6 protein-coding genes are annotated in these 16,322 nt (G+C 39.7%); all 6 read left to right on the forward strand.

From position 1 onward, the window contains the following. The first annotated feature begins 219 nt into the window (after positions 1 to 219). A complete protein-coding gene (locus tag AC1WHX_RS04545) occupies positions 220 to 1,251 on the forward strand; it encodes a FecR family protein (protein ID WP_303117280.1) in 1,032 nt (343 codons plus the stop codon). A 132-nt stretch (positions 1,252 to 1,383) separates the two neighbouring features. Next, entirely contained in the window at positions 1,384 to 5,010 is a 3,627-nt protein-coding gene (locus AC1WHX_RS04550; RefSeq protein WP_303117277.1) for a SusC/RagA family TonB-linked outer membrane protein, read from the forward strand. 12 nt (positions 5,011 to 5,022) lie between these two features. Continuing rightward, on the forward strand, positions 5,023 to 6,726 hold the full coding sequence (locus AC1WHX_RS04555) for a SusD/RagB family nutrient-binding outer membrane lipoprotein (protein ID WP_009318841.1): 1,704 nt from the start codon (positions 5,023 to 5,025) through the stop codon (positions 6,724 to 6,726). A gap of 82 nt (positions 6,727 to 6,808) precedes the next feature. Then, positions 6,809 to 10,600 carry an endo-beta-N-acetylglucosaminidase gene (locus tag AC1WHX_RS04560; protein ID WP_302544654.1) on the forward strand — a complete coding sequence of 1,264 codons (3,792 nt, stop codon included), beginning with the start codon at positions 6,809 to 6,811 and terminating at the stop codon, positions 10,598 to 10,600. A 205-nt stretch (positions 10,601 to 10,805) separates the two neighbouring features. Beyond that, positions 10,806 to 13,157 carry a glycoside hydrolase family 20 protein gene (locus tag AC1WHX_RS04565; RefSeq protein ID WP_303117367.1) on the forward strand — a complete coding sequence of 784 codons (2,352 nt, stop codon included), beginning with the start codon at positions 10,806 to 10,808 and terminating at the stop codon, positions 13,155 to 13,157. A 200-nt stretch (positions 13,158 to 13,357) separates the two neighbouring features. Next, positions 13,358 to 15,613 (forward strand): beta-N-acetylhexosaminidase, encoded by a 2,256-nt coding sequence (locus AC1WHX_RS04570; protein ID WP_122338383.1) that lies wholly within the window; start codon positions 13,358 to 13,360, stop codon positions 15,611 to 15,613. The last annotated feature ends 709 nt before the right edge of the window (positions 15,614 to 16,322 follow it).

A 16,322-nucleotide genomic window follows, 5' to 3' on the forward strand; every position in this document is an offset into this window, starting at 1 on the left:
CTTTAACATTTTGATACGGTTTTAAGAGAATGAAATAAGTTTAAATCACTTCAATGCTTTGATGTTTTCTGGTTCTCTCTTTTTATCTCCAAAATAGCATAAGGTATTTTGTGATATTTCTAAAGTGTACGAAATCAGATTTTTATAAAAAACTTATGTCGTAGCTGTCTGTTTTTGCTGGGTCTGTTTGTCTATTAAACGAATATGCAAAATACAGATATGGAAAAGATTTCAGAAAATATAAAACCCCAACCTCAAAAAGTCTTTGATTATTATAGCGGGAAACTCGACCCCGAGGAGGGGAAAAAGATAGAGGAGCAACTTTCGGAAGAAAATGCTGCGTTATTAGTTTCTGTAAAGAAGTTGTTGGATTTGGACAAACAAATGACCGAGTTGTCGGAGATCGATACTCGTAAGGCATATAAAAAAGTATTGTCCCGTATACATACCAATAGGCGTTCTCATATATTCGAGATATTTAGTCGTGTGGCGGCGATTATTGTTCTTCCGCTCATCGGTCTGACCGGAATTTTGGGTTATTTTCAGATAAAAGACTCGTTTGCAGATATTACTTATGTTGAAGTGAATGCTGCTCCGGGAACGATCTCTAAGTATCAGTTACCTGATAAATCGTATGTCTGGCTTAATTCGGGAAGTTGGTTACGTTATCCGACCCGTTTTAGTGAAGAATCCCGGAGAGTAGAAATACGGGGAGAGGCTTATTTTGAGGTGGAGTCGGATAAGGAACATCCTTTTTATGTAAATACTCCGGGAGGATTGAGCGTTCGGGTTACGGGAACGAAGTTTAATGTGAGTGCTTATGATGATGAGCGTACGATCGAGGTAGTATTGGAAGAAGGACGGGTGAATGTTGAAAATACAGACGGAAATGTTAATATGGCTCTTAGACCCGGGGAGTGTTTCTATTATGACCGCCAAGATAAAAATACATATGTGAAATCGATTGAAACTTATGAAAAAACTGCATGGAAAGATGGGAAGGTTGTCTTTAGGAATGCCTCGTTGGATAAGATATTTAAGTTCCTTTCTCGTCGTTATAATGTTGACATTAATTTCGTAAATAAAAAGAATACCGAGTATAATTACCGTGCGACCTTTACCGGAGAAGATATTTTTCAAATCTTGGATTATTTGAGCATGACTGCTCCGATAAAATGGGAAGTTGCAACTCCTGCTCAGAATAGCGATACGACACTTTCTCGTAAACGAATTAATATATGCCTTGAATAAAATAATTAATAAAAATTTAAAATTTGTATGCCTATGAAATTTTGAAAAACACGGCAGTGGAGCTCTTGAAAATCAGAGCGAGCCATTATATTATGTAAAAATTGGAGATTAATTTAAGTTATAAAGAATATCATGAAAAGAAGAAAAAGGTGTGAATATCATACAGTTACTTCCTGTATGTTTCGGAAAATGAAGATCGGGTTGTTTCTCTCTTTGTTTGCTTTCTCTCAAATTCAAGCTGAGAATCTTTTTGCTCAAAGTAGAACGATATCTATTTCGGTAAATAATGAACCGGTAGAACAAGTTATCGAAAAGATCGAGAAAAATTCGGATTATGTCTTTCTGTATAATGACAAGTCTATCGATTTGAGCCGTAGAGTATCTGTTAAAGTAAATGGTGGTACTATTAATGCCGTTCTTGATGAAATGTTTAAAGGAACAGGTATTAAATATACCATTTCGAATCGTCAAATTATTCTTTCTCATGTAACAGTCGCTCATGCGGGTAAAATGGCCGGATCGGCTGAACTGTCGGCTGTTCAGGATGGGAAAATCTCTGTGTCGGGGACTATAGTGGACGAAAAAGGAGAGCCGGTTATCGGTGCTAATATTGCACAGAAAGGAACGACCAATGGTACGATTTCTGATTTTGACGGAAATTTTACAATTAAAGTGCCGAAAAATAGCGAGTTGCTTATCTCTTATGTCGGGTATGTATCTCAAACGGTAAAAGCGACCGAAAGTGCATTGAAGATCGTTTTGAAAGAAGATGCCAAAGTTTTGGGAGAAGTCATTGTCACGGCTATGGGTATTGCCCGTAAAGAAGAAACATTGACTTATGCTGCTCAGACAGTAGGAGGCGATGAACTTACCCGAGCTAAGGAGACGAACCTGATCAATTCTTTACAGGGGAAAAGTGCAGGTCTTGTGATTACTCCTAATTCAGGAGGAGCCGGAGGTGCTTCAAAAATATTGCTCCGCGGTAATGCCTCGATAATGGGGAATAACAGCCCGTTGATTGTCGTTGATGGGGTACCGATGAGGAATAAGGTATCCGGTGAGATGAATATGGATTCCGGTGGTGTCAATTTGATGGTTGATGGGTCGACAGAAGGAAGTGATCCCCTTTCTCAACTTAATCCGGATGATATCGAGAGCATTACGGTGTTGAAGGGTGCCAATGCGGCGGCCTTATATGGTAGTGCTGCGTCTAACGGGGTATTGATGATCACTACGAAAAAAGGACGTGAAGGGGCTTTACGCATCGATGTGTCGAGCAGTACGACATTTGAGACACCTTTGGTATTGCCTAAAGTGCAGAGTACCTATGGAGCGCAGATGGCAGGTTCTGCTGAAAACGGTTTTACGATGGGATCTAACAGTTGGGGACAACGGATGTCCGATCTTTCCGACGATTATTTTAATTCGCAGTATTCACCGTACCATTTGAGCCGGAATCCTTATGATCCAAGCGATTTTTTCAAGGTGGGGACTAATTTTAACAATACAGTTGCTTTAAGCGGTGGTAATAAAACGGTACATACCTATTTTTCTTATGGAAATACGACTGCGAACGGTATCATTGAAACGAATAAATTCCATCGACACAATCTGGCTTTGCGAGAAAATTTCTCTTTCTTCGATGATAAGCTGAAAGTCGATATTTCGGTTAACTATATCAATCAGAAAACAATAAATCGCCCTTCCGGGGGAACATTCTTCAATCCGATTTATCAGTTATATACTGCTCCCCGCAATCTGGATATGGACTATTATCGTAAAAATTATTATGATTTGAACGGTACGTGGACGTCTAATCCTTATAATGTAATCGAGCAACAGACCGGTAAAGACGGACTTCCTATCTCGGTAATTAAATCAGGTTATACTTCTCAACTTTCTGATACTAATTATGGAAAACAGGTCTGGTTTACTGATGCTATTAACTTGAATAATCCTTGGTGGCTACTTAACCGTATGACCAGTGAAGATGTTGTAAACCGTACGTTCGGTAGCGTGTCTGCTAATTATCAAATTTTAGACGGGCTTAATTTGCAGGCTCGTGTTAAATATGATTATAACGAGATGAATAGTGAGAACCGTCAATATGCGACTACTTGGGGAAATGCCGAGATGATAGACCGTGGACGTCTTATTCTCGATCACACTAAGTATTATGATTTCTACGGAGATTTTATGTTGAGTTATAATAAAAATATAGGAGATTTTACATTAGGTGTAAATGCGGGCGGTTCTATGTTTAATTCTGTTTCTAATCAATGGAAAATTACTCCGATTGCGAAGTCGGGAGCTCCTTATATTGTCGATCTTTCTTGTAATCAGTTTGTACTGGAAGATATTTATTTGAATAGCAGCGAAAATTTTGGAGGATTAGTTGATAAGGATTGGGAGCGCTCCATATTCGCTACTGCACAGTTGACTTATAAAGATAAAGTTACGGTTGAGGGTAGTTATCGAGATGACTGGTATCGTGCTTTCACGCAGTTCCAGGGTATGTCTCCGCACTTTGCATATTTCTCTGCCGGTGCTAATGCTCGGCTTTCAAATATATTCGAATTGCCTCGTCAGATTAATGAGCTGAAAGTTCGGGCTTCTTATTCTGAGGTAGGTAACTCCGTGCCTAATTTGCTGTTATTGGCTTCTTCAAACCGTAATCCTGTGACCGGAGCCTATATCAATAACGGTGTTGTATCTTTTAAAAATCCGAAACCTGAAACGACGCAATCGGTTGAAGTCGGTTTCGATGTCAGTTTATTGGACCGTACGATCAATTTAGAGGCTACTTATTACAATGCGCTTATGAAAAATCAATATATGACATATCCGGGTGCCGGTAATAAAACGATTTTTATCAATGGTGGAAAAGTCCGTAACCAAGGTATTGAGTTGACCGCTTCTTATGTCTTGGCGCCTAACCGCAATTTCAGCTGGGTAACCAATGTGAACTATGCGTTTAATGATAATAAAATTATTACGGTGGCACGTAAACAAAATGGGCAGCCATATAAATATGAAGTGGATATGGGAAATCTCAGTGGTTTGAAAGTGAAATTTGAGGAAGGCGGCTCTTACGGGGATCTGTATGCGGTAGGGTTTATGACCGATGAGATTACCGGAGAGGTGATTGTTGACGAAGAAGGCAATCCTTTTAAGAAAAACGGGCAAGCCAATGAGTATTTAGGAAATATGAATGCCAAGCATACGCTTGGATGGGCGAATACGTTCACATATAAGGATTTCCAATTTTATTTTCTGATCGATGGTAAAATAGGGGGTAAGGTGATTTCGTTTACCGAGGCTTACCTTGATTATTTCGGGACTTCGGAAAGAACCGGTCAGGCTCGGGATAATGCTATAGCGAATAATCTTTATTGGACTTCTGAAGACGGAACTGTTTCCAAACCGGGAATGTATATCCCCGGTACGACACAAATTGTTCCTATCGAGTCATATTATACTACTATTGGAGGAGGAACCCCGATAGGCCGCAATTATGTATATGACGCTACTAATTTCCGGTTACGTGAAGTTTCTATCGGATATACATTCCGTAATCTTTTCGGTGCAGGTAAGAATTTGACCCTTTCGGCAAATGCCCGAAACTTGTTTTTCCTCTATAAAGATGCTCCTATCGATCCTGAAACATCGCTCAGTACACAGAATGCATTAGGAAATGTCGATATTTTCAGTATGCCGACAACTCGCTCTTATGGTTTAACAGTTAAAGCAACATTCTAAACGAATAAAATTATGAAGAAAAAATATTTTTCCGTAATGATATTAGCGGCAACGATGTCTTTGGTCGGTTGCGGAGACCCTCTATTGGATGATCTCAGCCTGAATACTCAAGTTTCTTCGGGTGATCTTTCTATCGCAGAGAATTATGATCAGGCAGTCGGTTATTTTCTGACTGCCCAACAGAAGATGCATGATATAGGAACTTCGGGAGGCGCGCATGTTTATCAGGTGCAATTTAATATCCATATCGATAACTATGCCGGTTATATGGCAAGTACACAAAATTTTAGCGGTAACTTGCCTTCTACGTACCGTTATTTCCCGGAGTATGCCGACGGTCCTAAGGCTAGTTTCTTTAATGTGGCGCATGCGGCATTACCTGTTATGCGATCGGCCGATCAGCTTGATCTGAAAGAGATAGGGGCTATGTGCAATATCATGTATTGTTTCTCGGCATTAGAGTTGTCCGATGTTTATGGTCCGTTTCCTTGGACCGATTACAAGAATGATGTTCAGGAGCCGCCTGTTACTTACGAACCGATGGATGTGATTTACGACTCGTTATTTTATAATTTGAAAAAATCTGCCGAAATATTAGCGGATTTTTCGAATACATCGCAAGAGCATCAGGATAAAATCAATAATGCACTTGCCCGATATGACCGTATTTGCGGGTCGGTAGATGTATGGCGAAGATTCGCTAACTCTATACGTATGCGTATGGCCTTGAGAATGAGTAATGTTAATCCTGCAAGAGCGGAAGAAGAGGCTCGTTTGGCATTTAATGACGGACTGATTGAGAAATCGATAGTATATAATCAGAATGTACATGACGGATTGTCTCATCCTATTGTATTTATTTCGACTCTTTGGAATGATACTCGTTTGAACGCTTCGATGGAAAATATAATGAAGCGGTTGAACTATCCTTTTATGGAGACGATTTTTCTGAAAAATGGAGGTGCTATCAAGAATACTTCTACGGGAGAAAAAGTCTGGAATGAAAATACGGATATTGTAGGTGTTCGGACGGGAATTTCATTGACTGCTCGTGATGATAATAATCCGTATATCAATTTCTCTATGGTAAATAGTGCCTATAATACTACACCTATTTCCCTTTTCAAGCTTTCGGAACGTTATTTCCTGGAGGCTGAAGCGGCTCTTCGTTGGAATATCGGCTCTTTGACATCCAGCTATTTGAGGGGGATTGTGGCGAATTTTGCGGACTTTGATGTAGCTCAGACTGATGAGAAATTCCGGACCTATTGGGCTCAGAAAGATGGTGATATTGATACGTCTATCGATTATGTAGATCCGAGTAATCCGAGAAATAATATAAAAGGTTTGTTAACTGTCGGTGTAACTATAAACTCATCAGATGCTCCTGCCATAAAATTGGAAAAGATCATCACTCAAAAATGGCTTGCGAATTTCCCGATGGGACTTGAAGCGTGGAACGATTTGCGCCGTACCGGTTATCCCCGCATTTTCCCGACAAACGATATCGGTGACGGAACATTGGGTAAAGGGCGTATGATACGCCGTATTCCGTGGAATGAAACTGATGGTTCGGCTGCGCAAGACATTGCCAATAGCGGATTGGATGCACTTGGTGGCGGTAATTATGAGCGTACGACCCTTTGGTGGGATGTTGAAGATCCTGCCGGCCTGGGAGATAATCGTTGGTGGGAACGTGCGGCTGTCGGACAATAAGAGTTATCCTTAAATTTTAGGGAGGTGAGTATCTCACCTCCGGGATACAAATACATAGTTGTTAATTTAAAATGGAAAAAACATGAAAACAAAGACTTGGTTATTTTCTATGCTTTCGTGTATTGCGGTTTCTTCTGTTTCGGCACAGAATATCCCTTCGCACGATGCATATGTGAAGCTTTATGATGATAATGTTTCGCAGAATTTTTATGACTATTTCAGAACATGGGAGCCCGGACAGGCATTGTCGGAGGATGAGAATTTTTTTATTTCCCGTGTGCCGTTAAAAAAACGTTTTGAAAATGCAAATACACAGGTTGATCCGACATTGACGACAGATCGCAAATTTTGTATGTGGACTCCGATGGGAGTTGCCGATACTTATTGGCAGTCGTTGCCCCGTTATGTTTTTGATGGCGATAATTTCAGTATGTGGTCTTATGTCGATTCGCAAGGAGGATGGTCTTTGCCGTGGATTCGTGTACCGGGAGCTTATTCGGATGTGACTCATCGTAATGGTGTAGCAAATAGCGGAGGTTTGATCTTTTTCGATTCGTGGGGAGGAGACAATACCAATGCGAATAATTGCGTGAGAATGTTGACCGAAAAAGAGAACGGTAAGTTTAAATATGCCGAGAAGCTTGTGAAATTTATGCGTTATTATGGTGTCGATGGTTTAGGCGTAAATCCCGAAGGTAGTGTGCCGAATGCTTCTGATTTTCAAGATTTTATTATTGAATGCCGTAAAATTGCGAAAGATTTGAATTGGCAGTTCCATATTTATTGGTATGGTACCAGTTCGAATAACGGTAATATGGATTTGGGTTCAAGTTTTATAGCTTCGAAGCAAGACTGGTTGTGGAAAAATGGTAGTCAGGTGACCGATATGTATATGCTGAATTATAGTTGGTCTTCTGGTGCTTCAAGTTCTGTGAACCTTGCAAAATCTATCGGATCTGATCCGTTTACTCTGTATGCTGGTTATGATATTCAGGGAAATTGGCTTGGTCGTGGATCTTGGAGTGTATTGAAAAACACGGATATGTCAATAGCATTTTGGGGTAATCATACGACAAATATGATTTATCAGAACTCTTCTGAGTTCGGGTCGGGAGATGAAGCTGTTCAATATTGTTATTTGGATAAGCAGGAACAAGTATTTTCGGGCGGGTTACGTAATCCGGCCAATCGTCCTGCAATAAAAGACGGGATTACAAGTGCCAGTGAAGCTGCCATGGAGAAGTTTCACGGTATTGCAGAGTATTTACCGGCTCGTAGCGTATTGCAGGAATTGCCTTTTGTGACACGTTTCGGGTTAGGTAACGGTAAGGTATTCAGAAACGAAGGCAAAGTGACTTTCAATAACAAGTGGTTTAATATCGGTGTTCAAGATTATTTACCCACATGGCGTTGGTGGATTACCGATGCGAATGGCGATGTTCCGTCAGATGCTATTGATTGCGGGTTTACGTTTGAGGATTCTTGGTATGCCGGTTCTGCATTGAAATTGTCGGGGGCGACTAAAGTTTCTAATATCAGATTGTTTAAGACCAATTTCAACATTGCTAAAGGTGACAAGATTTCTATGCGGTATAAGGTGAATAACGGAACAGAATCTCATCTAAAACTGATTTGGTCTAAGGTAGGTTCTGAAAGTGATTTCCAGAGTGCAGATATTCCGGATGCTGTGGCAAAAGGAGAATGGATGGAGTTCTCAAAAACAGCTAATGCACTGGGAATGACCGGGAATGTCGCTTGCATTGGCTTGGCTGTTGAAAACACTTCTGCCGATTATGAATTGTTAGTAGGAGAGTTTGCTATTGTCAATAATAATGTAACACCTCATCCGGTAACTCCGACAATCATTACAGATGAAAGTAAGATACTGAAAAAACGTACTTATAACGCACTTGATTTTAAGTTCAGTTGGAAGTGTGCCGATACTAATCCGAGTGATCCGTCTTTACCTATCTATAATGAAGATGTAGATACGTGGTATTTTGAAGTGTATAGTCAGGCGAAAGGTGAAGAACCTATCCTTTGTGGTACTACTTCATCTTGGGCTCATTATGTAGTCGGGGCTCCGGTATCATCAGACAACACCATATCTGAGTACCGTGTCGGTGTACGGGCTGTTGCTCCTGATGGAAAAACAACTAGTGATATTGCTTGGACTAATTATTTGAATATTCCGGTTACGATGATTGACGGTATCGAATGTAACAAAGCTGTGATCAAGGCTGGAGAGGAGTTTACCGTGTCATTGCTCGATCCTAATCAAGCAGAACCAATGTTTTGGGAACTTATCAATTCGACTACCGGTGAAAATAAAGGTACTTTTGATATGGGGCGTTCATTTACGACATCTCTTTCGGAAGAAGGTTATTATGACGTGAAAATAACAAAGCAAGATTTGTCCGAATTGACTTATCGTGGATATGTACAGGTATCGCCTGCTGTTACCGGTGCTTTACCGTTGATCGATGATATTACGGCTTCGAAAACAGAGGTTGATCTGAGTCAATCGGATGATCCGGTTACGCTTACATTTACCGGACGTAAAGGAGAAGGTACGGTATCCCGCGGGTTGAAGATAGACGATCCGTATATGTTCCGTATCCCGTCAGAATTCCTACCTAATAATCAGGGTACTTATTCTATCGGATTCTGGCTTAAACCCGATAAATTCTCTCATGCACAATATGGGACTAATTTGTTGAATCAGAGAGATATCTCTCTTAGCTGGCCTAACAATAACTGGGGTGCTTTTTGGGTACATATATGGCCGAAGACCACAAATAAAAATAATCCTGATGAGGTTTTAATAGAGGATAATATCGTATCGTTTACGATGTATAACAATGAATCTACGATTTCGTTTAACGGAAATAATAATAAGCATGAAATACCTAACTTGAATTGTTGTACTGACGGTACATATTTCAAAGAAGAATCTTATAGCCTGACACCGGGCCAATGGACTCATATCATGATTATGTTTAACGGATCACAGCAAAGTATCTATTTTAACGGTAAAAAGGTAGGTTCTTGTGCCGCAAGAAAGAACAGTTATAACGAATCTCCTATTTATTTCGGTGGATCGAATGTTTATCATTCCGGTTTTACGGGAGTTATAGATGATGTACAGATTTGGCATAAGGCTCTTTCTGACAGTGAAGTGGTAGAAGCTATGGGCGGATATGAAGATAAAGAGATACCCGCCGGTTTACAAGGTTATTGGACATTTGAGTCGGACACTTATAATGAAGGTGATAAAACTTTTGAAAATAAGGGATTGCTTGCTGCTAATACTAAAGCTTCTTATATAGAATTTAAAGGTTCGGCCGGGGAGAATACTTCACTTACCACTGAAATTGTAATTCCTGCTTCAATTAATGTTGAAGGAAACCCAGCACTTTCTGGTTCGATGCCGATCACAACGACCGCTACTTATGAAGTAGAAAACGCTAAAGTCACAAATAATGGTGACGATGCAACTGTCGCTTTTGATACTGATGGTACTTATGATGTTACTCTTACGTTGCAAAATGGTTGGGGTACGGCAACAATGACAAAACAGCAATATATTGTAGTTGTAGGCGGTGCTATGGGTGTTGATGAAAATAATGTTGTAGAATCTTTGTCGGTATATCCGAATCCGTTTATCGAAAATATAAACTTGCAGTTTGCCGTTGACGGTAATTATCAAGTAGATGTTTTTGATGCGCAGGGCCGTCAAGTGGCTTCTAAAAAATATCAGGCAAGAGCTGGAGAAATTTGTACAATGACGATGGATAATGCCGCTAAGGGCATTTATTCGGTCGTAATTTCTCAAGACGGAAAAAGGGTGAAAGCCTTGAAATTAGTGAAATAATATAATATAGATTTATTACCTGCACATATTGTGCAGGTAATAAATCTATATTCGTATAATAATATTGAATAAAGAATTGGACTAAAATCGAAGATTGTCCCGTTATCGGGTGATTTATTTGATAAACTCTCTATAATAAAAAATAGAACGGAGGCATTCGTGTTCCGATATGACAAAAATGGAATAATTAAAATCTATAAATAGTATGAAGAAACATTTGTTTGTATTAGGAGTATGTCTCCTGTCATTGTTTATAATTTCGTGCAAACGGCAAAATGCACCGAATACCTATTCTGTTATTCCTTATCCGAACTCATTAGTTCAGGAAGATGGTACGTTCGTTTTTAATAAAAAGACGAAAATGATATGCACTTCATCGCTCGATTCGGCATCTCAGGAGGTCGTTCGTAACTTCAGTGCACTGCTTAACAATGTAGCAGGTCTGAAAACCGAGTGCATAGTTGATGAAGAGAAAAGTGATAAGAATATCGTCTTTTTCGATTTAGATACATCTATTGCTGATGAGGGTTACTCTTTAGATATAGACCCTTCGAAAATTATTATTAAGGCAAGTTCGGCTGCCGGATTCTATTATGCCGTTCAATCATTAAAACAACTGCTTCCCATAGCTGTGTATGGAGATAAAGAGAGTGTTTCGGTAGAGAAGTGGGAAGTTCCGTGTGCTCATATCGATGATGCCCCGCGTTTTTCTTACCGGGGAATGCATCTTGATGTAGCACGCCATTTTTTCTCTGTGGATGAAGTAAAAAGATATATAGATTTGCTGGCCATGCATAAGTTGAATGTGTTTCATTGGCATCTTACCGATGATCAGGGCTGGCGTATAGAGATTAAGAAGTATCCCAAACTGACCGAAATCGGCAGTATTCGCAAATATACGATGGTTGAGAAAAATTTTGATCAGTATGATAATACTCCGTATGGGGGATATTATACACAAGATCAGATTCGGGATATTGTCAATTATGCAAAAGAACGTTTTATTACTATAATTCCGGAAGTAGATCTTCCCGGTCATATGGTGGCGGCTTTGGCCTCTTATCCTTCTTTGGGGTGTACCGGAGGACCGTATGAAGTGCAAGGAGTGTGGGGAGTGCATCCTGATGTTTTATGTGCCGGAAAAGAAGAAACTTATGAGTTTGTAACGGACGTATTGTCCGAAGTTATAGAATTATTCCCTTCCCGTTATATTCATATAGGAGGAGATGAATGCCCTAAAGACCGTTGGAAAAAGTGTCCGCTTTGTCAGGTGCGCATTCGGAAGCTGGGTTTGAAGACCGATAAGGAACATACTGCCGAAGAACGGTTACAGAGCTATTTTATGACTCGTGTAGAGAAATTTCTGAATGAAAATAATCGTCAGATCATCGGTTGGGATGAAATTCTTGAAGGGGGTGCTGCTCCTAATGCGACAGTCATGTCGTGGAGAGGTACCGACGGTGGTGTGCAGGCTGCAAAATTGCGTCATAACGTTGTTATGACTCCCAATACTTATCTCTATTTTGATTATTATCAAAGTGAAGATACTCAGACCGAACCGCTTGCAATAGGCAGTTATGTACCTCTTGAAAGAGTATATGATTTTGAGCCTGTTCCGGATACGTTGGATAATGATTCTAAAAAATATATTTTGGGAGCACAGGCTAATCTTTGGACTGAATATATTTCTGATTTTAAACAGGTCGAGTATATGTTACTTCCGCGTTTAGACGCTTTGAGTGAGGTGCAATGGACTCAGCCGGAGAATAAAAATTGGGTGAATTTTCTTGATCGTCTTCAGCATAATATACAGGTGTATGACTTGAAAGGATATAATTATGGCAAACATATATTCGGCATCAATCCTGAATATAGGATTATTCCGGAAAAGCATTGCATAGAGGTGACTTTGAGAACGCAAGGCGATGCTCCGGTTTATTATACGCTTGACGGAACGGTGCCGACAGAAAAAAGCACGAGATATACACAGCCGATCGAGTTGACGGAAAATACCGATCTGAAAGCGATTGTAGTACGTCCGGGAATGAAGACCAATATGTTTGAGAAAGAATATGTATTCAATAAGGCTACGGCACGCAAGATAATGTTGAATAGTGCCCCGAATGACCGTTATACGTTTAAGGGAGGTCAGACTCTTGTGGACGGGATGATCGGAGATATAGGGTTTGCTACCGGTCGCTGGATCGGGTTTAGTCCCGGAGATTTGGATGCCGTGATCGATTTAGGTGAGACAACATTTATTTCTAAAGTCGAGTTGGGTATTCTGTTCGATAAAGATAATTGGATATTTCCTTCTGACCATATTTCGGTATTGGTTTCTCAGGATGGTGTGAAATATAATAGTGTGGCAGATACGGTATTGGTGTTGCCGGATCAGAGTGTGAAGAATAGTCGTATGATTCAAGGTGTAACCTTTGATCCTGTAAATACCCGTTATGTAAAAATTAAGGCTAATAGTGTAAAATCTTTACCTGCATGGCATGGTGCGAAAGGTAAGCCCGGATTTTTATTTGTAGATGAGATAAATATATATTAAGAATTGCTCTGGGGCTGTGTGTATTATTCTGAATATTTAGACAGTCTCTTGTTATATAGAACAAATTCTTATTAGGAAAGTGAGATTTTTCTAAGCAAATAAATCTTCTTCCAGAGAATATTTAGAATTTTCGGTATCTGTTCGAGGTAAGCAGGTATAAATATAAATTGGGATATTCTCCGGACAATTTTGATTCAAGTATGGTGAAAAAACTAGTGTTGTTATGTTTTTTATTTGTATTCTTGTCGTTGTCATTGAAAGGTCAACGGCAAGAACAGATAACACTCCAACTGATTCCTTATCCGCAGAAACTGGAATTTGGCGAGGGAACATTTTTTTCTGAACATCCGGATGTCGTATTTTCCGGAATATCTTCTGCTGAAGAAGCGATTTTAATGAATGAGTTACGTTCTTCGTGGCAGACGATCAATCGGAAGAAAAAAATATCCGGGAAAGATGTTATTTTCATTCAAAAGATACGAGATGGAGAGGTGCCTGTCTCCGGTGGTTATGATTTGGAAATCCGTCCCGAAAGAATCATCATTTCTGCAAATAACGATGAAGGTCTGTTCTATGGTGTTCAAACATTGAATCAGATTACGGCGTCTTGTGTCGGTAAGGCTCTTCCTTGTCTGAAAATCAAAGACTATCCCCGGTTTCCTTATAGAGGCATGCATTTGGATGTTTCACGTCATTTTTTCGATACCGAATTTATAAAAAAGCAGTTAGATGTTATTGCTTCTTACAAGTTTAATCGGTTTCATTGGCATTTGACTGACGGTGCCGGGTGGAGGATTCAAATAAAAGAATATCCGCTTTTAACCGAAGTGGCGGCATGGAGACCTGCCCCTACGTGGAAAGAGTGGTGGAACGGAGACCGCCGTTATTGTCGGCAGGATATTCCCGGAGCTTATGGCGGCTTTTACACTCGTGAGGATATAAAAGATGTATTGGAATATGCTCGATCGAAACACATTACGGTAATACCCGAGATCGAAATGCCGGGACATAGTGAAGAGGTTTTGGCAGTTTATCCCGAGTTGTCTTGTTCGGGTGAGCCTTATAAGAACGGGGAGTTTTGTATCGGAAATGAAAATACTTTCGAATTTCTTGAAACCGTATTGGATGAAGTTATTTCACTTTTTCCTTCGAAATATATTCATATAGGAGGGGATGAGGCGAACAAGGAAGCTTGGAAGAAATGCCCTAAATGTCAGCAAAGAATGAAAGATGAGGGACTGAAGTCTGTCGATGAATTACAGAGTTATCTGGTGCATCGTATAGAAAAGTATCTTAATAGTAAAGGCCGCGAGTTGTTAGGATGGGATGAGATTTTGGACGGCGGACTTTCTCCGAATGCGACGGTTATGTCTTGGCGTGGTGAAAAGGGTGGTATTCAGGCCGTGAGAATGGGGCACGATGCGATCATGACCCCCGGAGAATATTGCTATTTCGATACGTATCAGGATAATCCGTCGGGAGAACCGGAAGCTATCGGTGGATATTTGCCTTTAAAGAAAGTGTATTCTTATAATCCTGTGCCCGATTCTTTAACTTTAGAGGAGAGCAAGCGCATATTGGGTGTGCAGGCAAATCTTTGGGTAGAATATATCTCTACGCAAAAACATGTCGAATATATGCTTTATCCTCGTTTACTCGCACTTTCTGAAGTGGCTTGGAGTAATCTTGATAATAAGTCGTGGACGCGTTTCCGTCTGGCGGTCAATAAACATGTTGCGTGGTTGTGGAACAAGGGGATAAATGCCCATCCTATTGCCAATGGAGTAGTCATGTCTCAGATTGTAGATACTTTGAAACGTGAAATACGTGTTTCTTTCGAATGTGACCGTATCCCGTCCGAAATTCGTTATACACTCGACGGATCAGAACCGACGTTGCAATCGACATTATATTCTGTTCCTGTTTCTGTAAAAGATTCGGCCGAGATAACCGTTGCGCTTTTCGGGGAGGGGAAACAGTTGACTCGTTCACAAAAATATAAAGTTTATTATCATAAAGGAATCGGTGCGAAAGTGACTTATAAGTTGCCTTATAGCGACCATTATAAAGCTGCTTGTGAATATACGCTAACCGATGGTCATACAGGAGGAAACAGTTACGGAGACGGCAAATGGCAAGGTTTCTCCGGAGATATGGATTGTATTATAGATTTAGGTAAAATTACCGATATTCATACTGTCGAAGTTAATTTCATGCAACAGCCCGGTCCTTGGATTTGGTTTCCCGAATGGACCGAAATATGGATTTCCGATGACGGAAAAGAGTATTTTCGTCTGAACCGTATCGATAATCCGGTCGGACGTGATACAGAGGGCATGATGATCCGGAATTTCGGTTATAACGGATATGCAAAGGCTCGTTATATTCGTTATAAAGCTCATCAAGTACCTAAAGAAGGTGCTTATATGTTTGTCGATGAAATAAATATACGTTGATAATTCAGGATACTACGATCTATCTTTTCTATGAAAAAACATTTTGTGTAGTATGTGTAGTGTGTAGAACTCCCGGGGCGTATGGGAATAATTCCCGGGAGTGTTTTTTTGTTTATTTCTGTTTTCAAAAATGTATTTACGATTTCCGCAAAAAATTTGAGGAACGGTTTTTGAGAAAGAGTCTCAAAAAGCCCGGAATATGTTTTTTTGTTGGAAAATTCAGATAGTTTCTAAATGAAAATTTTAGTTTTTGGTAAAAAAATAAAAAAAAGGTGACGTTTTTATCTCTGTTTGTTTGTCTATATATACAAAAGAGAAATTAATTTCTCATTAACCTTAAAGATTAACCATGATAGAAGAATTTTTGGAATATTGTATCTTTTCATTCTTTATATTGTCTGTTTGCATTTGGGCAGAATATTTTAGGATGCCGATAAGTTTTACCAATCTCTATTTTGCAAAATCTTTTGATATTGATAAATTATGCTATTCTATTCTATTGTCTATAAGGTGGTAAGAATAAGAAAATGTTCGTTTCCTTATAATGCTTTCTTTCTAAGAGAGTATATTGAAATAGGAAAGAATAGAAAAGTTTGGAAATGCTGTAAGGTAAGAAGTTTACCTGTAAATTAAGACTGTTTGATTAATAAATCAATATCACTACTGTCCACTAAAAATGGACAAGGTTAAAAATTAAACAAATTCGGTT

Source organism: Coprobacter sp. (assembly GCF_982436375.1).